We start from the raw sequence: 19359 nt of genomic DNA on the forward strand, positions 1-19359 counted from the left end.
TTTCATTTTTTTCGGGCATCGCCTGGGATGTGATGTTTTGGTACAATAAACAAAGATTGACTGAATCTCCGGACTCTTTGCCCGGCAAACTGGAGGGAAATCGATTTTGCATGAAAAATGGGAAGCATTAAAAACGAAGTTGCGCGAAATATATGATTTGGAAGCAACGATGGCCATATTAAGCTGGGATCAAAATACATACATGCCCCCGGCTGCAGCGGAAGCAAGAGGACACCAACTGTCCCTGTTGGGGAAACTGGTGCATCAGAAAAAAACGGATCCACGGTTGGGCGAATTACTGGAGGATCTGGAAAAAGCGACGGCTTCTTCATCCTTGGATTCCGATCAGGCAGCCATCGTCCGGGTTGCCAAACGGCAGTATGAGGAAGCACAAAAAGTTTCGGCGGATTTCATGGCCCGTTTTTACAGGCATATCACCGAAACCAACCAGGCGTGGTTGGAAGCGCGGGAAGCCAATGATTTTGGCAAAGTGATTCCTTACCTGAAAAAGACGTTGGAACTCAGTTTGGAATATGCCGACTTTTTTCCGGAAAAAGAGCATGTGTCCGACCCGTTGATCAACCGTTCGGACTACGGGATGAAAGCGTCGATGCTCCGCAAGTTGTTTCATGAGTTGCGAAGGGAATTGGTTCCCTTTGTGGAAGCGGTGACGAAGAAGCCGGCTTCGGACCGTTCCTCTTTGGAGCAATCTTATCCGGTGCAAAAACAGCTGGATTTCAGCAAGGAAATTATCAAGCAGATGGGATTTGATTTCAACCGCGGGAGAGTGGATTTGTCGGCCCACCCATTTATGACGCGGTTTGCGGCAGGAGATGTTCGCATCACCACCCGCGTCAATGAACGGGATATCAGCGAAGCGTTGTTCAGTACGATCCATGAAGCCGGGCATGCGCTGTATGAATTGGGGATTCGCCCGGAATATGACGGAACCCCGCTTTATGACGGGACCTCTTCCGGGGTACACGAAAGCCAGTCGCGTCTGTGGGAAAATGTGATTGCCAGAAGCCGGGAGTTTTGGACCTATTTTTATCCGCAATTGCAGGCCACGTTCCCGACCCAGTTGGGAAGGGTGACACTGGATGAGTTTTACCGGGCCATCAATCATGTGGAGCGGTCGCTGATCCGTACGGAAGCGGATGAATTGACATACAACTTGCATGTGATTATCCGCTTTGATCTGGAACTGCACATGCTGGAAGGAAAACTCCGGGTGGAAGATTTGCGTGATGCATGGAATGAACGTTATCAGTCCGATCTTGGAATCACTCCTCCCGATGACCGTTCGGGCGTATTGCAGGATATCCATTGGTATGCGGATTTTATTGGCGGACAGTTTCAGGGCTATGCGCTTGGAAATATCTTAAGTTGCCAATTTTACGAAGCGGCATTAAAAGATGCCCCTCACATCCCGGATCAAATTGCACACGGGAGCTTTACCGCTCTTCATTCTTGGTTGAAAGAACAGATCTATCAGCATGGAAGCAAATATACAGCAGATGAATTGATCCGGCGGGCAACCGGATCGGAACTGACCATCCAACCCTATCTGGATTATTTAAGAAAAAAATACAGTGAATTATATTTATAGGAGATTCTGACAGCAAATGTCCCGGGGGCATTTGCTTTTTTCTATAGGAAAAAAGCCGGCTGTGGTATACTTATATTGTAAATGTAAACTATTTATTTCGATTTGGTTTACAATTGAATTGGCCCGACACCGGTTGATCCGGAGATTGGGTTCATGCATTTTTAAGGAGCAGGAGGTTTCTATGACACTTCATTCTTTCAGAAGCTTGTCCAAATGGGAAAAGTTGGCGGATAAGGCGCTTCAAGGAGAAACATTGAGCATGGAAGAGGGCCTTTCGGTGTTAAATGCACCGGATGATGAATTGCTGCCTTTGTTGCAAGCCAGCTTCCGTGTCCGGTGCCATTATTTCGGGAAAAAGGTCAAATTAAATATGATCATCAATGCCAAAAGCGGGCTTTGTCCGGAAGATTGCGGTTATTGTTCGCAATCGGTCGTTTCGCAGGCTCCGGTTGAGCGATACAGTTTATTGAAAAAAGAGGAATTGGTCGACGGGGCAAAAGAAGCCTTGGCACGAAAAGCCGGGACCTATTGCATTGTGGCAAGCGGGCGCGGACCGACCCGACGTGAACTGGATGAAGTGGTTCAAGCGGTTCGGGAAATCAAAGAAAAATATCCGCTAAAAATTTGCGCTTGTTTGGGGATCTTGAATGATGATCAAGTCAAACGGTTAAAAGAAGCCGGCGTGGACCGTTACAACCACAACCTGAATACCGGCGAAAAACACTATGAAAACATCACCACCACCCATACGTATCAAGACCGGGTGGAAACACTGCAATTGGTGAAGAAGGGGGGCATTTCCCCTTGCTCCGGCTATATTGTCGGCATGGGGGAAACCCAAGAACAAGTCGTGGAAATGGCTTTGGCCTTGCGTGAACTGGATGTTGATTCGATCCCGGTGAACTTCTTGAATCCCATCCCCGGAACGCCTTTGGAAGGGATGAATGAATTAAATCCGCGTTATTGTTTAAAAGTGCTTGCGTTGTTTCGTTTCATATGTCCGCAAAAGGAAATTCGGGTTTCGGGAGGAAGAGAAGTCAATTTGCGCCATTTGCAAGCATTGTCCCTCTATCCTGCCAATTCCATTTTTGTCGGGGATTACTTGACGACAGAAGGCCAATCGGCCTTGTTGGATCATCAAATGATACGGGATATGGGATTTGAGGTGGAAGAGGCAGAAGAAGATTGAACTTTTGCCTTGTGAAAACGGCCTGACAAAAATCCAAGAAAGCACATTGATTGATCCGCTCGCCGTGAGGAATGTATGGTAAGATGGGAGTAAATTAAATAATGATGAAAGGATGGAGCGGATTTGTTTAAGAAAATTCTAGCTTCTTTGGGAGTGGGAGCGGCCAAAATCGATTTGGTTTTGGATTCCGATGTGGTCACCATGGGTGAAGAGGTCACCGGAAAGGTGTATGTTGAGGGAGGCGAAGTCGAACAGCTAATCGAAGAGTTGGAAGTCCACTTCAATCTGGCGTCCTCTTTTAAAAAGGACGATGAAATCAAGTATGTCAATGAAACCATCGCAACCATTCCGGTGATGCAGGAAGAATTTGTGGTCCGGCCCGGGGAAAAAAGAGAATTTGATTTCTATTTTAAATGTCCTGAACTGCTCCCGGTTTCATCCGTCAACACCCGTTATTATTTCCAATCCAATTTGGAAATCATAAGCGGCATTGATGCCAAGGACCGGGACGTTGTCGATGTAAAGCCGTCGGGCCTTCTCAAAAACTTTTTGGGCGGTTTTGCAAAGCTGGGCTTTGTTCACTATGGAGAAGGGTATACCGGCCAACGGAACGGAGGCGTCCAAATCATCCAGTTTCATGCCACCGATTGGATGCGCGGCAAATTTGATGAAATCGTGTTTCAGTATAAACCGAAACAGGCGGTAAACAGCGTCAGAGGATTTTTTGAATTGGATAAGAAAACCAAAGGGTTGATCGGCATGCTGGCAGATGAGCTGGATTTGGATGAAAAAAAGGGAGCTTTTGAATTCCGTGCGGAAGAACTTTCCTCTGAAGAGGCGGCGGCAGAAACCATACGCAATTTCATCATCAAAAATTCTTCCGGATTAATTACCGGATAATTATGGAAATTAATGATTCCCTCGATCCCGATGGACGAGGGATATTTATTTACATAAAATAAACTTCTTGGAAACAAAGATTCAACCTGTAAAATCAAATTTTGTTTAATTTTAGTTGTAATTAAAATTACTGGTTAACAAAGACATGGAATTTTTAAATTTTCCCGGGAGGAAAGAATTATAAAAAGATATAAATATATATATAAAACTTTTTTATGACAAAGTTTTACGAAATAAAACAGAAAATCATCCAGGTCTTTGTGGGGGGAGGAGCAAACCGATGATATATATCTGTTTGCTGATACTGTCGTATTTGTTTATCAGCATCAACCGGGCGTTGTTGGGAATCCCGGGTTTTTTCTATTATTCCAGTGTCCGGCCGGTCTTGAAAATGTACTTCCGGGATAAGCTTTTTAAAGTGGAAGAAGTGTATTATTGGGAAATGGCCGAATCACTGGGAGACCGGGCTTTGTGGTCGATTTTGCCGGCGTATGTGTTGGCGTTTGACTTGTTGGATCTTCCGAATGTTTGGTTGAAAGCGGGGACTTTCCTTTTCATCAACTATTTGTGGTGCCTCTTTTATGCCGCGGCTTTGGTGAAAGAGTATATTCCCCAGACCCCCGCATTGAGACCGCGTGTGATGCGGGCAAGCAATCATTTATAAATTAAGGTGGAACGTTGCTCAGGCATCCGTCGGGGATGCACCGGGCAACTTTTTGCTTTCTAAAGGGATGTTTAAAATAACAAGGAATCCAACTGTTAATTAATAGATATTTTAAAACTATTTAGAAATATATGTTATAATGAATGTAACCATGAATGGAAAATTTCATGAAATCTGGGTTTTCTTTGGAAGGGAGGAAAGGGATGAAAAAGGGGTGGACCGCCTTTTTCGCTTTTTGGCTGGTTGTGGCGGCGCTTCCTTTATCACACAGCTTGGCTCAGGATGCCTATTCGATTCGGTGCAGTGTCGGTTTTGATGAACAAAGTGAACGGTATTATGTGTATGCGCGGCTCACGGTTGGATCCGGCGATCAAGTGGAAGGAAGCTGGTATTATTTTGACCGTGAACACAACCAATCGTTCCGCGAGATTGGCGATCGCGATGTCTCTTTTTTAAAGATCGGGAATGATGCCGGGAAAACCGCGGCACTCCTCAAGTTTGACGGGATTATCAACCGCAAGCCGTATATATTGGAAGAAAACTGCACGTTTACCCGGGAAGGCATTCGGTTGCAAGTGTCACCCTCCCAAGAGGGCATCCGCGCTTCCGGGGAAATTTTATATGGGAGTCAAGCGGCAGGAAAATGGCATTTTCAAATTTTTGATCAACAAGGACAAGAAAAAGCTTCCATTTGGCTCCGGCAAAACGGGGAGACCGCAAGCCACCGGTTTGAGGCGCTTCCTCCTGGCGCTTATCAGGCACAGCTCACCTTTGACGGGACGATCAACGGCGACCGGCGAATATTAAGAGATGCTTATTCGTTCCAAGTCTCTCCCGAAAGCTCTTCACCGGCTTCTGAAGACGAACCCGGCTTGCCGGATTCCGGTCCGAATCCTTCGCAAAGCAGCTCCACTCCGTTTTTCTTCACACCCGTTGCCATCTTTTCGGTTGTCGCATTGGGGGCGGGAATCATCATTTGGATCGTTATTTATCGAAAAATGTGACGAATCAAAAGGAACCGGATCGTTTTGAAAAAATATTTTTGTCAGAAGGAATTAAAAAGTCGATAAAAACCCTTGACGAAAATAAAAAACAGAGAAATAATATTATTGAAATTAATTATAAACAAAATAAAATTTGTTAAGTTATGAATTGGTGTCAATCCTCTTGTAGTCAAAGCCGATCCTTAGGGATAGGTTTTTTTCTATCCCTCAAGTGAATGACTGTTCATTCAGACGGGGTTTTTTAAAAGAAGAGAGGAGGAGAACTCTTGCGACGCATTCAAAAAGCAGCAGTGTTGGGCGCAGGTGTCATGGGGGCATCGATCGCCGGGCATCTTGCGAATGTAGGAATTCCCACTTTGTTACTGGACATTGTGCCGCGCGATTTGACGGAAAAGGAAAAGCAGAAAGGACTGACGCTTGAAGACCGGGCGGTTCGCAACCGTTTGGCTCAGGCCGGGAAAGACCGTTTGTTCAAGGAAAAGCCATCTCCGCTTTATACGAAGGAAGCGGCTGAACGGATAGAAATCGGAAACATGGAAGACGATTTTGACCGCTTGTCCGAGGTGGACTGGGTGATCGAAGTCGTTGTGGAAAATTTGGAAATTAAACAAGATTTGTTCAAGCGCCTGGAAAATGTTTGGAAACCGGGCATTGTGGTCAGTTCCAACACTTCGGGCATTTCCATCAATAAGATGGTGGAGGGCCGTTCCGAAGAGTTCCGGAAGCATTTTTTGGGGACGCACTTTTTTAACCCCCCGCGCTATATGAAATTGTTGGAGATTATTCCAAATGAAAAGACCGATCCTGCTATTGTCGAAGGCATGAAGTCTTTTGCCGAGGAGGTTCTGGGCAAAGGGGTGGTCATATGCAAGGATACCCCCAACTTTATTGCAAACCGCATCGGAACTTACGGGCTTCAAGTCACGTTAGAGGCGATGGAGGAAATGGATCTCGGACCGGCTGAAGTGGACGCGATCACCGGACGTGCCATGGGGCGGCCCAAAAGCGCCACCTTCCGTACCCTGGATCTGGTGGGATTGGATACGTTTGTCCATGTGGCAAACAATGTGAGAGAAAATGTGGATGATCCGGAGGAAAAAGCCGCTTTTGAGGTTTCTCCCCTCCTGAAAAAAATGGTGGAAAACGGGTGGCTCGGTGAAAAGAGCGGCCAAGGATTTTATAAACGGGTGAAAACGGAAAAAGGAAAAGAGATCTTGGTCTTAAATCCGAAAACGCTTACTTATGAACCGCGCCAAAAACTGAAAGCCCCTTCACTGGAAGCGAGCAAACGGGCAAAAGGGCTGCCGAAAAAATTGCGAGCTCTGGTTTATGCCGATGATGTTGCCGGAAAATTGGCTTGGACTATCACGAAAAAAGTGCTTCTTTATTCCGCTGCCCGTCTGGAAGAAATCGCCGATGACATCACCAGTGTGGATCGTGCGATGAAATGGGGATTCAACTGGGATTTGGGGCCGTTTGAAATGTGGGATGCCGTCGGGCTTGAAGAATCCGTCAACCGGATGCGCGAAGAAGGAGAAACCATCCCGCAATGGGTGGAAGAGATGCTTCAGTCCGGAAAAACCGCTTTCTATCAAACGGAAGACGGAAAAACCCGGGTGTTAGCGATTGGCGGCAAGTATGAAGAAGTAAAAGAGCATCAAAAAGCGATCTCTTTGGCCCGCTTGAAAGAACAAGGGAAGAAAATCTTCGGAAACCGGGGAGCCTCCCTGATTGACCTGGGCGATGACATTGCTTGTCTGGAAATCCATTCCCCCAAACAAGCACTGGGGCCGGAAGTGATCAGCATGATCAACAAATCGGTCAAAGAAGTGCGGAAGAATTACCGGGGACTCGTCATCAGTGCGGAAGCGCCCAACTTCTGTGTCGGCGCCAACCTGATGATGCTCTTAATGGAAGCCCAAGATTACAACTGGCCGGAAATCGATTTGATTGTTCATCAGTTCCAGCAAGCCATGGGCTCTTTGCGGACCCTTGAGAAACCGGTCGTTGCCGCACCTTATGGCATGGCGTTGGGCGGCGGCGTTGAGGTGTGCTTGCCGTGTGACCGGATTCAGGCAGCGGGAGAAACCTATATGGGGCTGGTTGAAGTCGGTGTCGGTTTGATTCCGGGCGGTGGCGGCAACAGCGAAATGTTGCTCCGCTTCACCGAAGGCGTGGATCCCAAAGACCGGATTTCTTTGCAGCCTCTGGTGAATCACATCTTTATGACCATCGGGCAAGCCAAGGTGTCAACCAGCGGTGAAGATGCCCGTAAATATAAATTCATCCGTCCGTATGACGGTATTACCGTCAACAAAGATCATTTGATTTACGATGCAAAACAAGTGGCGCTGGGACTTTACAACGCAGGTTATAAAGCGCCTCAACCGCGTAAAATCCCGGTGGTCGGGGAAACGGGATACAACACGCTGAAACTCGGGGCTTACGGTCTCTTGAAGTCGGGATATATCAGTGAGCATGACTACAAAATTGCAAGCAAACTGGCTTTTGTTCTGTCCGGAGGAAATGTGCCGGAAGGAACGCTGGTGGATCAGCAATATCTGTTGGATCTCGAACGGGAAGCCTTTTTGAGTTTGATCGGAGAACCCAAAACCCAACAAAGAATGCAACATATGTTGGCCAAAGGAAAGCCTCTTCGCAACTAACATTTGAAAAGGGGGAGAAAATATGCGCGAAGCAGTCATTGTGGCCGGCGCCCGTACTGCGGTGGGAAAAGCGGGAAAAGGGAGCTTGCGCAATTACCGGCCGGATGAAATGGCCGCAGCTGTTGTTTCGGATCTGATGCGGCGTGTTCCTCAGGTGGATCCCAAGGAAGTGGAAGATGTGATCTTGGGATGTGCGTTTCCTGAGGGAGAGCAAGGGATGAACCTTGCGAGAATCGTCGCTTTGAGGGCGGGACTTCCCACGGAGGTTCCGGGAATGACCGTGAATCGCTTCTGTTCTTCCGGCCTGCAAACCATTGCCATTGCGGCGGAAAAAATTATGTGCGGATTTGCCGACATCATGATCGCCGGCGGTGTCGAAAGCATGAGTATGGTGCCGATGGGCGGATATAAACCGGCGCCCAACCCCTATCTGATGGAACATTTGCCGGAAACCTACATGTCCATGGGGCATACGGCGGAAGAAGTGGCAAAGCGGTACAACGTGACAAGAGAAGATCAGGACCGTTTTGCCCTGGCCAGCCACCAAAAGGCGGCGGCAGCCATCAAAGCGGGGAAATTTAAAGATGAAATCGTTCCGTTGACCGTGAAGGAACATTTCTTTGATGAAAACGGAAAACTGCAAGTCAAAGAGCGGGTCTTTGACACTGATGAAGGCGTTCGTCCCGACACCAATCTGGAAGTGCTTGGGAAATTGCGTCCGGTTTTCCACGTGAACGGAACGGTGACCGCGGGGAACTCTTCGCAAACGAGTGACGGAGCGGCCGCTGTGATGATCATGTCCCGTGAAAAAGCCGAGGAACTGGGTGTGAAACCGCTGGCGATTTTCCGCGGATTCACCCTGGGCGGGGTGGATCCGGATGTCATGGGAATCGGTCCGGTGGCAGCCGTCCCCAAATTGCTTGAAAAAACGGGCATTCGCCTTGAGGACATCGATTTGATTGAGCTGAATGAAGCCTTTGCTTCCCAATCGGTGGCCGTGATCCGGGAGTTGGGACTGGATCACGAGAAGGTGAATGTCAATGGAGGCGCCATTGCCTTGGGCCATCCCCTGGGATGTTCCGGAGCGAAATTGACCGTTTCCATCTTGGGAGAACTGGAACGGCGCAATCTTCGTTACGGGCTTGTCACCATGTGTATCGGCGGCGGCATGGGAGCTGCGGGCATTGTGGAACGGGTAAGCTGACCCGGCCAATCCATCAGGTTTTAAATTAACGGGAGGGAAGAAAAATGACAGATACAAAAGCAAAAGGCGGAGCTTATTTACTGGAGCAAAGAGATCCGGAAACCGTGTTTACCCCGGAAGATTTTACAGAAGAACATAAGATGATCGCCAAAACGACCGAAGACTTTGTCAAAGACAAAGTATGGCCGGTTTTGCCGGAAATTGAGAATCATCAATTTGAACATACCGTGCGTTTGTTGAAAGAAGCAGGAGATTTGGGACTCCTTGGTGCCGACGTGCCGGAGAAATATGAAGGGCTGGGGCTGGACAAAGTCAGTTCCAGTTTGATCACGGAGAAAATTTCTCTTGCCCGTTCTTTTGGTTTGTCCCACGGGGCGCATGTGGGGATCGGATCCCTTCCGATTGTCTTTTTCGGAAATGAGGAACAAAAGAAAAAATATCTGCCGGATTTGGCCTCCGGACGGAAACTTTCCGCTTATGCCTTGACGGAACCCAGTTCCGGATCAGATGCCCTGGGGGCAAAAACGACGGCGAAATTAAGCGATGACGGCAAATATTACATCTTAAACGGGGAGAAACAATGGATTACCAACTCCGGCTTTGCCGATGTGTTTATCGTGTACGCCAAAGTGGATGGCGACAAGTTTACGGCGTTCATCGTGGAACGTGACTTCCCCGGTGTTTCTGTCGGGCCGGAAGAAAAGAAAATGGGGATCAAAGGTTCATCCACCCGCACCTTGATCCTGGAAGACGCCAAGGTTCCGGTGGAAAACCTGCTCGGAGAATTGGGTAAAGGGCACAAAATCGCCTTTAACATTTTGAATATCGGCCGTTACAAACTGGCCATCGGTACCGTGGGTTCCTCCAAACGGGCCATCGAGATCTCGGCGCAATACGCCAATGAACGGAAACAATTTAAAGTCCCGATTTCTAAATTTGGCCTCATTCGCGAAAAATTGGCCAACATGGCGACAAAAGTGTATGCTTCGGAAAGCTTGGCGTACCGGATTGCGGGAATGTTTGACGCCAACCTGGAAGGAGTGGAAAACGCGGAAGGTTCCGTGGTGGCCAATGCGATCGGAGATTTGGCGATCGAATGTTCCGTGTCGAAAGTGTTCGGTTCCGAAGTGCTCGATTATGTGGTGGATGAAGGGGTACAAATTCATGGCGGTTACGGTTTCATGAATGAGTACGAGATTGAAAACATGTATCGCGATTCCCGGATCAACCGCATTTTTGAAGGAACCAACGAAATTAACCGTTTGATCATTCCGGCCACCTTGATGCGGAAAGCATTGAAAGGGGAATTGCCTTTCTTGCAAGCCGCGCAAGACCTGCAAGAAGAATTGTTGACCATGATGCCGTACTTCCCGGATGAAGATGCTCCGGTCTTGGAAGCTGAAGAACATTATGTGGAAAATGCGAAGAAAATCTTCTTGATGGTCGCCGGACTGGCCACGCAAAAATACGGTGAGAAAATGCAGAAAGAACAAGAGTTGTTGCGTGACCTGGCGGATATCGCCATCGAAACCTTTGCCATGGAGAGTGCTTTGTTGCGCACGAAAAAAGCCATTCTTAAAAATGGTGAAGAAAATGAACAAGCCAAAATCGATTACACCGTGGCCTTCATCTATGATTCGATGCAAAAAGTGGATGCACTGGCCCGCCATGCTTTGGCAGCCATCGAAGAAGGCGATGTCCTGCGCACACAACTTTCGGTATTGAAAAAGCTGACCCGGATTCAACCGGTAAACGAAGTGGAACTGAAACGCCGGATTGCCGCCCGGATCATCGATGCCGAGAAATATGTGGTTTAATCGGCGTTTTCAGGCTGTTGACAAAATCGTCAACAGCCTTTTTTTATTGAAAAATTTCCTTTCATGTCTTTTCAATGACGGTTTCGTCCTGAAGCAGATGTTCGCTTTGCTCCGGGGAAGGCAGGTGAACGAGGAAACGTCTTCCGCCATGAACGTGCGTTTGAAATTCAGCGGCTTTCAGGAATTTTATATCCAAATATTTTTTATTATTTCTATATGATGAATCGGAATCAAATCCCCCTTTTGCATGTGTGAAGAAGAAAAGGGGAACGAAAGGGAAGGGTTAAAAAACCTCTTTTTTGCCAAGAAATTTAAAAAACCAGCGATGGTAAAACCATTCGATGACGGCATAGAGGATCCCGGCGGTCAAGGAAATTTGAAAAAGCGGCACTTGGTTGATTTTAAAGTTTTTGGTGCCGATATCCATATCAAAAAAGTAAGTCCCGATGAACCAAACAATGAGAAAACTTAACAAGGCATCCGACAGAGTGGTGAACATATTCCCCATTTTCGGCAGCAAAAAGAAATCCCCCAGATATCCGGCCAATGCAAGAACAATGCTGACAAACAGAATCGATTTATAATCAATGTCGTAAATCAATCCCAACGTAAGGTAGAGAAGCAAAGTGACATAGATAAACTTGATGATCAGATGGTAAGTATGATTCAACGCGCAAGCTCCTTTCCGGTTTTTTGTTATTATTTCACCGCCATAAACACCTATGCATGCGATGGATCAATCGGTGGTTTCATACAGCGCCAGCCACGCGCGGACGGCTTGATTGAGTTGCCGTGCAGCTCGGGTGATTAAGTGATGCGGCTTGTGGTTCAGCGGAAAATGAGTGGAATTGGGCAGGTTTTTGGTGAGAACTTCGGTATATTTGCGGAACCGGTCATTCCGGGTTCCCGAGAAAACCAAAACAGGTGCCTGAATGCCCGGCAGGAGCTTGGTGCCGTTAAATGTTTGGCTGTATTGAAAGTATTGCTTGATGTTTTCCGGGTTTCCCACGCGGGCTGCGGCATGGAGATAAGAAAACATTTTGCGGCTGCCGGCGTTGGCCATGCAAATGCCCCGTGACAAAAACGGAAAGCCGATGCGGTTGCACAAAGCCACAGCCAGATCCAATTCCGCTTGGATGATCGGATCGGATATTTCTGAAAGCGCACTGATTAAGATTCCGCCCAAAAATCGTTCGGGGTGGCGATGCAAGGCGTTTAACGCCACGCTTCCACCTGTGGAATACCCGGCCAGATAAGCTTTTTCGATTTGCAAGTGATCCATCAGGCGGCAAAGATCCTGGATGATTAACGGATAGGTCACCGGCTGGCGCGACGGGCCGCTGAATCCATGGCCGCGAACGTCAAAAAGGATCAGTTGATAACGGTGTTTCAAATCTTCTTTCTGATATCGGAAGACGCGGCTGGTGATCAGCGGAGGATGGATAAAAATGATGGCAGGGCCGTTTCCTTCCGATTCGTAGTAAAGCCGGGTTCCGCCGCAATCCAAAAAGGGCATTTTTTTTCGCCTCCTTCGCTTGTTGGCTTTATTTTGGCAAGAAGCTGGAAAAAGTATGAGAAAAATGCCCGCAATGGTGGCAGGATTTTGGGGGCGCCGGAGGGAAGATTAAGCAAAACCGGGTTTGCTTGTACAAGCCGGGAATGAAAGAAAACCGCAATTTTGATATTTTTGTCAAAATATCGACAAATTGCAGGGATATTTTTGACAAAAATTTCTATATAATGGAAGAAACAAAGGCAGAGTCAGAGATGGAGCTGATCGGCGATGGAAGAATTGCAATCTTTGTTGCATGCGGTGATGGAACGGATTGACATGCAGTCTGCAAGCATTGAACAGATCAAAACGGATATCTCGGATTTAAAAAAGAATTTGAACAAGGTGGAGCAAAAAGTCGACCGGATCGAATCGCACGTCAACGGAATGAAACAAATGGTGGGAATGATCAAAGAGGAACTTTCCTCTATCGACCGCTCAAAGGAGAGGCTGGATCAGGTTCTGATTGAGGAAGAAAATTGGCAGGAACAGATCACACAGGCTTTGGCCTTATGTTCCAAAGAAAAGAAGAATCAGCTTAAAAACATCATTGATCAGCATGTAGGGTAAGCCCGGACACGTTGTTTGGGTTTTTTCTTTGTTTTGAATCGGTGTTATAATGGATACGATCTGAAGTGCCCCTTGATAAAGGAGGAAGCAAAGTGAGCATCAATGGTGTGGAATGGCTGCTGATATTTGTGGTGGCACTCATTTTGTTTGGTCCGAAGAAACTGCCGGAATTGGGACGAGCCCTTGGGAAATCGCTTCGAGAATTTAAAAAGGCCACCAGCGGGGTTTTAAGCGAAGAAGATTCGGGACAAGGAGCAGAGGCCAAGCCGGATGCACCCAAAGCGGAAAATGCCAAGACCGAAAATCCGAAGGCGGAAACCCAAACCGTGAAAGACGAAACAAAAACACCCAGCCTCTAAAGACCAGAGGTGGGTGTTTTTTTGCTGTTTCCGTTCAGCAACAGCGGCGGATGTCGCCGCTTCCGTATCGTTCATCGATGGCCTGGCGGTAAAATTCGGCTCTTGTCATCGGGATTTGGTCCGGATGATGTTTTTTAAGGTGCTCAAGATATCGGTTGTAATTGGGGACACCGGCCATTTCATTTAAATAAAAAGCAATGGCCCGGCAGGATTTTTTGATCCATTTCACCATTCAAATTCACCCCTTCACGGTTTTGGGTTGATGCGGAACATACGGCGCTTCTTTTGCCGACAGGGGTTCGTGTTTGACCAGCACCTTGTACCAGATGCGGGCCGCATCCACAATAATCACAAGCACAAAAGCAATGAACAAGAAGGTTAAGACGGCATCAATCTGATTGTTCAAAACGATGCGTTTCATTTCTTCAATCGATTGCGCCGGACCCAGCAACTGGTTGTTGGCAATCGCTCCGGAATATTTGTTGGCCGCCGCGATAAATCCGATCGAAGGATCGGAATGGAACAACTTTTGCCATCCCGCTGTCATGGTGACGATGGTCAGCCATCCCAGCGGAATGAACGTTACCCAGGAGTAGGCGGCTTTTCCCATCTTGATCAAAATAGTGGTGCCGACAACCAGCGCAACGACCGCGAGCATTTGGTTGGCGATCCCAAACAGGGGCCATAACGTGTTAATGCCGCCCAACGGGTCGATGACGCCCTGGTATAAAAAGTATCCCCAGCCGGCAACGACCAGTGCGCTCGCCAGGATGTTTGCCGGATAAAACTTGGTGTCTCCCAGTTTCGGGACAACCCTTCCCATCAAGTCTTGCAAAATGAAGCGGCCCACTCGGGTACCGGCATCAATGGTGGTCAGAATGAACACGGCTTCAAACAAAATGGCAAAATGATACCAGAATGCCATCAACGATTGACCGCCGATCACTTCAGAAAAGATGACGGACATTCCGACGGCAAGGGTCGGAGCTCCGCCGGTGCGGGAAAGAATGGTGCTTTCACCGACCGATTCAGCCAGTTGCGACAAATCCTGTGGCGTTACGGTGAATCCCATCTCCGTCACGGCCCGGGCTGCCGAAATGACGTCATTTCCGATCACCGAAGCCGGACTGTTCATGGCAAAGTACACACCGGGGGTCAGGATGCATGCCGCGACCAATGCCATGATGGCGACGAAAGATTCGGTCAGCATTCCTCCGTATCCAATCATGGTGGCATGGGATTCCCGGGCGATCATTTTGGGAGTGGTGCCGGATGAAACCAAAGCGTGAAATCCGGAAATGGCACCACAAGCGATGGTGATAAAGACAAACGGGAACAAATCGCCGGAGAACACGGGACCGGTTCCGTCAATAAATTGGGTTAAGGCCGGCATTTGAAGATCCGGCAAGACAATGAGAATGCCGACAGCCAGTCCGAAAATGACCCCCACTTTCAAAAAGGTGCTTAAATAATCGCGTGGAGCGAGCAAAAGCCAAACCGGAAGAACCGAAGCGACAAAGCCGTAAATAATCATCATCCAGGCGATGGTGGTGCCTTCAAACGTGAAGTGGGAAGACAGGGCTGGATGAGCGGATACATATTGTCCCCCGTAAATGGACAAGAGCAACAAGGCAAACCCGATGATGGAGGCTTCCAGCACTCTCCCCGGCCGCAGATAGCGCATGTAAATGCCCATAAATATGGCGATGGGGATCGTCATCACAATGGTGAACATTCCCCACGGGCTGTGTGCGAGCGCTTGTACAACCACCAATGCCAAAACCGCCAGCAAAATAATCATAATTCCCAAAATGGCGATGGCAGCCGTGAATCCGCCGACCGGGCCGATTTCTTCGCGTGCCATGTCACCGAGCGACTTTCCGTTTCGCCGCATGGAGCCGAACAAAATGATAAAATCTTGCACGGCCCCGCCAAGCACCACGCCGACGATGATCCAAATCGTTCCCGGCAAATACCCCATTTGTGCCGCCAAAATGGGACCGACAAGGGGACCGGCGCCGGCAATGGCCGCAAAATGGTGGCCGAACAACACCCATTTGTTGGTGGGAACATAATCTTTGCCGTCGTTATGAATTTCTGCCGGAGTTTTCCGATTGTCATCCAATTCGAAAATTTTCCGCGCGATAAAACGGCTGTAAAAACGGTAAGCAACCGCATAGGTGCAGACGGCGGCGATAATCAGCCAAAATGAGTTCACCGATTCGCCGCGGTTTAAGGCCAAAACGGCCAAACCGGCGGCGCCTAATACGGATATTCCTCCCCATATGAGAATGGACAATAGTCGATTTTTCACTTTCAACCCTCCTGCTGATGAGAATTCGTCCGAACCGGTTGAATGGCGTTGCTTCATCGAATTCATCAAAATATTTATTGAATTTTATCATTATTATACTGGAGATTTTTCATGATTTCGACAAAAATATTTCCGGTTTTCGTCAAAAAATAAGGTCTCGGTTCCCACGGACCTGTATTTAAAAGGACGGAGCCAAAGAAAAACTAATGAAATTTACGGTTTTATGCTATACTGTGAGAAGTTAAAGTGGAAGAATAATAAGGCACGCGATTGTTTAGCGGAGGTGAACGAGATGGCGATTTCCAAAGAAGAGGTTTATAAAGTGGCTGAACTGGCCCGTTTGAAATTAAGTGAAGAGGAAGCGGAGCGGTTTACCAGCCAGTTAAATGATATTTTGGAGTTTGCCAATAAATTGAACGAATTGGACACAGATCATGTGGAACCGACCAGCCATGTTTTACCGATGATCAATGTGATGCGGGAAGATGAAGTGCGTCCGTCCCTGGACCGGGAAAAAGTATTGAAAAATGCACCGGAACATCAAGACGGAATGTTTCGTGTGCCGGCAGTTTTTGAAGAGTAAGGGGGAGAACGATGTCGCTGTTTAATGAATCCATAAAGAGCATACATAAACGCTTGGCAGATCGTGAAATTTCGGCCACAGATCTGGTGAATGAATCCTTGCGGCGCATTGAAGAAGTCGACGGACAAGTGAAAGCTTTTGTTCACGTGGATGCGGAAGGCGCCCGAAAGCGTGCGGAGGAGTTGGACAAGAAGCTTGCAAACGCTTCGGAAAAAGGTCTGCTCGCCGCTTTACCGGCAGGCATCAAGGACAATATTTGCACCGAAGGCATGACCACGACGTGTGCCAGCCAGCTTTTGTCCAATTACCAGCCGATCTATAACGCCACGGTGATGGATAAATTGGAACAGGCCGAAGCGGTGACGGTGGGAAAAATGAACATGGACGAATTTGCGATGGGTTCCTCCACGGAAAACTCCTCTCTCCACTTGACCCGCAATCCGTGGGATCTAAACCGGGTACCCGGAGGATCCAGCGGAGGTTCGGCCGCAGCGGTGGCCGCCCGCGAAGTCTATTTCTCACTGGGATCGGATACCGGCGGATCGATCCGCCAACCGGCAGCATATTGCGGCGTGGTTGGCATGAAGCCGACCTACGGGCGTGTTTCCCGTTATGGTTTGGTGGCTTTTGCCTCTTCGTTGGATCAAATCGGGCCGTTGACGAAAAACGTGGAAGACACCGCTTATGTCTTGCAAGCCATTTCCGGTCACGATCCTCATGACACCACCTCGGCCCCGGTAGAAGTGCCGGACTATCTGTCCGCTTTGACCGGAGAGATCAAAGGCATGAAGGTGGCCGTGGCCAAAGAAATGTTGGGAGAAGGTATTGATCCTTTCGTACGTGAAACGGTTCAAAAAGCGATTGACCAGCTGGAAAAAATGGGCGCACATGTGGAGGAAGTTTCCCTTCCCCATATGGAATATGCGGTAGCGGCCTACTACATCATTGCCCCGGCGGAAGCCTCTTCCAACCTGGCCCGCTTTGACGGCGTGCGGTACGGGGTTCGCAAAACCGGGAAAAACTTGTTGGATCTTTATCTGGAATCGCGCAGTCAGGGCTTCGGTCCCGAAGTGAAACGGCGGATCATGCTCGGAACTTATGCCCTCAGCTCCGGTTATTATGATGCTTACTACAAAAAGGCACAAAAAGTGAGAACATTGATCCGTCAGGATTTCGAGAACGTATTCAAGCAATTTGACGTGATTGTCGGACCGACCACGCCGACAACGGCCTTTAAAATCGGCGAACAGGCGGACGATCCGCTGACCATGTATATGAACGATATTTTGACCATTCCGGTCAATCTGGCAGGATTGCCGGCCATTAGTGTTCCGTGCGGTCTGGCAGACGGCATGCCGGTTGGTTTGCAGATCATTGGCCAGCCTTTTGCCGAATCGACGGTATTGCGCGTGGCTCATGCCTATGAACAACAAACTGAGTCATTGCCGGCTCCGATGGTGGGAGGGAACGCAGAATGAGTAAATATGAAACAGTCATCGGTTTGGAAGTTCACGTCGAACTGTCCACGAAATCCAAAATCTTTTGCGGTTGTTCGACTGAGTTCGGAGCTCCCCCCAACACGAATACCTGTCCGGTTTGCCTGGGGCATCCCGGCGTGCTTCCGGTATTGAACAAACAAGCAGTGAATTTCGCGATGAAAGCCGCCATGGCCCTGAATTGTGAGATTGCCGAATACAGCAAGTTTGACAGGAAAAACTATTTTTATCCGGACAGCCCGAAAGCTTACCAAATCTCTCAATATGATCAACCGATCGGCCAAAACGGATGGATTGAAATCGAAGTTGACGGAAAAAAGAAACGCATCGGAATCACGCGCTTGCATCTGGAAGAAGACGCCGGAAAGCTCAATCACAGCGATAACGGCGACGGTTCCCTGGTTGATTTCAACCGTGTGGGCGTGCCGCTGATTGAGATTGTATCCGAACCCGATCTCCGTTCACCGGCCGAAGCCCGGGCTTACTTGGAAAAATTAAAAACGATCATCCAGTACACGGGTGTATCCGATGTCCGGATGGAAGAAGGTTCGTTGCGTTGCGATGCCAATATCAGTTTGCGTCCGGTCGGCCAAAAAGAATTCGGCACCAAGACGGAAATGAAAAACTTAAACTCGTTCAAAAACGTGGAAAAAGCGCTGGAATATGAACAAAAACGGCAACAGGAAATTTTGGACCGCGGCGAAAAAGTGGTGCAACAAACCTTGCGCTGGCTGGAACAGGAAAACCGGACGAAAACCATGCGCAGCAAAGAGGAAGCGCACGATTACCGTTACTTCCCCGAACCGGATCTGGTTACGCTTCATATTGACGAAGCTTGGAAAGAAGAAATCCGCGCAAGCATCCCTGAATTGCCGGATCAGCGAAAAGAACGGTACCAAAAAGAGTTCGGGCTCAGTGATTATGATGCGGGAATTTTGACCAGCTCCAAAGCCGTTGCCGATTTTTATGAAGAGACAGTGACGAAAAAAGCGGATCCGAAACTGGCTTCCAACTGGATTATCACTGAACTGTTGGGATACCTGAACCGGGAAGGCATTGAAATCGAAGCCATCCGGATGACACCGGCTCATTTGGCTGAAATGATCTTATTGATCCAAAAAGGAACCATCAGCAGCAAAATCGCGAAAAAAGTGTTCAAGGAAATGCTGGATACCGGAAAAGACCCCGGCACCATCGTGAAAGAAAAAGGATGGGTCCAAATCAGTGACGAAGGGAAGCTGAAAGAGGAAGTCGCAAAAGTGATTGCCGCCAACCCGCAATCCGTTGAGGACTTTAAAAACGGAAAAGACCGGGCGCTTGGTTTCCTGGTTGGTCAGGTGATGAAAGCAACCCGGGGCCAAGCCAATCCGAAATTGGTGAATGAGTTGATCTTAAAACAAATTCAATCGTCCAATTAAAAAGCTCGCCTTTC

The 19359-nt window shown here is 48.3% G+C and carries 17 protein-coding genes; 13 read left to right on the forward strand and 4 right to left on the reverse strand.

Annotation, left to right across the window (positions count from 1 at the left end):
• Positions 1-106: 106 nt before the first annotated feature.
• The 8 genes from ATH33_RS09170 to ATH33_RS09205 all read left to right on the forward strand — a co-directional run bounded on the left by ATH33_RS09170 (position 107) and on the right by ATH33_RS09205 (position 11053).
• Complete coding sequence (locus tag ATH33_RS09170) at positions 107-1609, forward strand: carboxypeptidase M32 (protein WP_242062461.1); 1503 nt, start codon at positions 107-109, stop codon at positions 1607-1609.
• Between the two features lie 181 nt (positions 1610-1790).
• Positions 1791-2798: a biotin synthase BioB gene (gene bioB, locus ATH33_RS09175; RefSeq protein WP_049720594.1), complete on the forward strand. Its 1008-nt coding sequence runs from the start codon at positions 1791-1793 to the stop codon at positions 2796-2798.
• Between the two features lie 123 nt (positions 2799-2921).
• A complete protein-coding gene (locus ATH33_RS09180) occupies positions 2922-3698 on the forward strand; it encodes a sporulation protein (protein ID WP_037993110.1) in 777 nt (258 codons plus the stop codon).
• A 280-nt stretch (positions 3699-3978) separates the two neighbouring features.
• On the forward strand, positions 3979-4362 hold the full coding sequence (locus ATH33_RS09185; RefSeq protein WP_037993108.1) for a hypothetical protein: 384 nt from the start codon (positions 3979-3981) through the stop codon (positions 4360-4362).
• 203 nt (positions 4363-4565) lie between these two features.
• Complete coding sequence (locus ATH33_RS09190) at positions 4566-5366, forward strand: hypothetical protein (protein ID WP_049720593.1); 801 nt, start codon at positions 4566-4568, stop codon at positions 5364-5366.
• 266 nt (positions 5367-5632) lie between these two features.
• The gene (locus ATH33_RS09195; protein WP_258558503.1) at positions 5633-8032 is read left to right on the forward strand and encodes a 3-hydroxyacyl-CoA dehydrogenase/enoyl-CoA hydratase family protein; all 2400 of its coding nucleotides are present in this window, start codon (positions 5633-5635) and stop codon (positions 8030-8032) included.
• Positions 8033-8054: 22 nt separating this feature from the next.
• Positions 8055-9236: an acetyl-CoA C-acyltransferase gene (locus ATH33_RS09200; protein ID WP_037993103.1), complete on the forward strand. Its 1182-nt coding sequence runs from the start codon at positions 8055-8057 to the stop codon at positions 9234-9236.
• A gap of 44 nt (positions 9237-9280) precedes the next feature.
• A complete protein-coding gene (locus tag ATH33_RS09205; RefSeq protein ID WP_037993102.1) occupies positions 9281-11053 on the forward strand; it encodes an acyl-CoA dehydrogenase family protein in 1773 nt (590 codons plus the stop codon).
• 283 nt (positions 11054-11336) lie between these two features.
• Here ATH33_RS09205 and ATH33_RS09215 read toward each other — a convergent pair whose 3' ends face one another.
• Together ATH33_RS09215 and ATH33_RS09220 are read right to left on the reverse strand one after the other, a co-directional pair.
• The gene (locus ATH33_RS09215; protein WP_037993099.1) at positions 11337-11723 is read right to left on the reverse strand and encodes a DUF2512 family protein; all 387 of its coding nucleotides are present in this window, start codon (positions 11721-11723) and stop codon (positions 11337-11339) included.
• A 66-nt stretch (positions 11724-11789) separates the two neighbouring features.
• Positions 11790-12569, reverse strand: coding sequence for an alpha/beta fold hydrolase (locus ATH33_RS09220; protein ID WP_037993097.1), 780 nt, complete (start codon positions 12567-12569; stop codon positions 11790-11792).
• 267 nt (positions 12570-12836) lie between these two features.
• Here ATH33_RS09220 and ATH33_RS09225 point away from each other — a divergent pair, with 267 nt between their 5' ends.
• On the forward strand, positions 12837-13175 hold the full coding sequence (locus tag ATH33_RS09225; RefSeq protein ID WP_037993096.1) for a hypothetical protein: 339 nt from the start codon (positions 12837-12839) through the stop codon (positions 13173-13175).
• Positions 13176-13267: 92 nt separating this feature from the next.
• Positions 13268-13534 carry a Sec-independent protein translocase subunit TatA/TatB gene (locus ATH33_RS13850; protein ID WP_037993094.1) on the forward strand — a complete coding sequence of 89 codons (267 nt, stop codon included), beginning with the start codon at positions 13268-13270 and terminating at the stop codon, positions 13532-13534.
• A 34-nt stretch (positions 13535-13568) separates the two neighbouring features.
• Here ATH33_RS13850 and ATH33_RS09235 read toward each other — a convergent pair whose 3' ends face one another.
• Positions 13569-13766: a YbdD/YjiX family protein gene (locus ATH33_RS09235; RefSeq protein ID WP_037993093.1), complete on the reverse strand. Its 198-nt coding sequence runs from the start codon at positions 13764-13766 to the stop codon at positions 13569-13571.
• A gap of 6 nt (positions 13767-13772) precedes the next feature.
• Positions 13773-15905 (reverse strand): carbon starvation CstA family protein, encoded by a 2133-nt coding sequence (locus tag ATH33_RS09240; RefSeq protein WP_082813549.1) that lies wholly within the window; start codon positions 15903-15905, stop codon positions 13773-13775.
• A gap of 235 nt (positions 15906-16140) precedes the next feature.
• Here ATH33_RS09240 and gatC point away from each other — a divergent pair, with 235 nt between their 5' ends.
• Genes gatC through gatB form a run of 3 tightly spaced genes read left to right on the forward strand, consistent with a single transcriptional unit; the run spans position 16141 to position 19345 of the window.
• Entirely contained in the window at positions 16141-16431 is a 291-nt protein-coding gene (gene gatC / locus ATH33_RS09245) for an Asp-tRNA(Asn)/Glu-tRNA(Gln) amidotransferase subunit GatC (RefSeq protein ID WP_037993091.1), read from the forward strand.
• 11 nt (positions 16432-16442) lie between these two features.
• On the forward strand, positions 16443-17909 hold the full coding sequence (gene gatA / locus ATH33_RS09250; RefSeq protein WP_037993088.1) for an Asp-tRNA(Asn)/Glu-tRNA(Gln) amidotransferase subunit GatA: 1467 nt from the start codon (positions 16443-16445) through the stop codon (positions 17907-17909).
• The gene (gene gatB / locus ATH33_RS09255) at positions 17906-19345 is read left to right on the forward strand and encodes an Asp-tRNA(Asn)/Glu-tRNA(Gln) amidotransferase subunit GatB (RefSeq protein ID WP_037993087.1); all 1440 of its coding nucleotides are present in this window, start codon (positions 17906-17908) and stop codon (positions 19343-19345) included. Before gatA ends, gatB begins: the two co-directional genes overlap by 4 nt.
• The last annotated feature ends 14 nt before the right edge of the window (positions 19346-19359 follow it).

Source organism: Thermoactinomyces vulgaris (assembly GCF_003688725.1).
In the GTDB taxonomy this organism is placed as follows: domain Bacteria; phylum Bacillota; class Bacilli; order Thermoactinomycetales; family Thermoactinomycetaceae; genus Thermoactinomyces; species Thermoactinomyces vulgaris.

Bases quoted from the DNA above. Each gene is read 5' to 3' on its own strand.
- ATH33_RS09185 (WP_037993108.1), top strand. From the start codon at position 3,979: ATGATATATATCTGTTTGCTGATACTGTCGTATTTGTTTATCAGCATC.
- ATH33_RS09225 (WP_037993096.1), top strand. From the start codon at position 12,837: ATGGAAGAATTGCAATCTTTGTTGCATGCGGTGATGGAACGGATTGAC.
- bioB (WP_049720594.1), top strand. From the start codon at position 1,791: ATGACACTTCATTCTTTCAGAAGCTTGTCCAAATGGGAAAAGTTGGCG.
- ATH33_RS09220 (WP_037993097.1), bottom strand. From the start codon at position 12,569: ATGCCCTTTTTGGATTGCGGCGGAACCCGGCTTTACTACGAATCGGAA.
- ATH33_RS09200 (WP_037993103.1), top strand. From the start codon at position 8,055: ATGCGCGAAGCAGTCATTGTGGCCGGCGCCCGTACTGCGGTGGGAAAA.
- gatA (WP_037993088.1), top strand. From the start codon at position 16,443: ATGTCGCTGTTTAATGAATCCATAAAGAGCATACATAAACGCTTGGCA.
- gatC (WP_037993091.1), top strand. From the start codon at position 16,141: ATGGCGATTTCCAAAGAAGAGGTTTATAAAGTGGCTGAACTGGCCCGT.
- ATH33_RS09240 (WP_082813549.1), bottom strand. From the start codon at position 15,905: ATGAAGCAACGCCATTCAACCGGTTCGGACGAATTCTCATCAGCAGGA.
- ATH33_RS09190 (WP_049720593.1), top strand. From the start codon at position 4,566: ATGAAAAAGGGGTGGACCGCCTTTTTCGCTTTTTGGCTGGTTGTGGCG.
- gatB (WP_037993087.1), top strand. From the start codon at position 17,906: ATGAGTAAATATGAAACAGTCATCGGTTTGGAAGTTCACGTCGAACTG.
- ATH33_RS09205 (WP_037993102.1), top strand. From the start codon at position 9,281: ATGACAGATACAAAAGCAAAAGGCGGAGCTTATTTACTGGAGCAAAGA.
- ATH33_RS09235 (WP_037993093.1), bottom strand. From the start codon at position 13,766: ATGGTGAAATGGATCAAAAAATCCTGCCGGGCCATTGCTTTTTATTTA.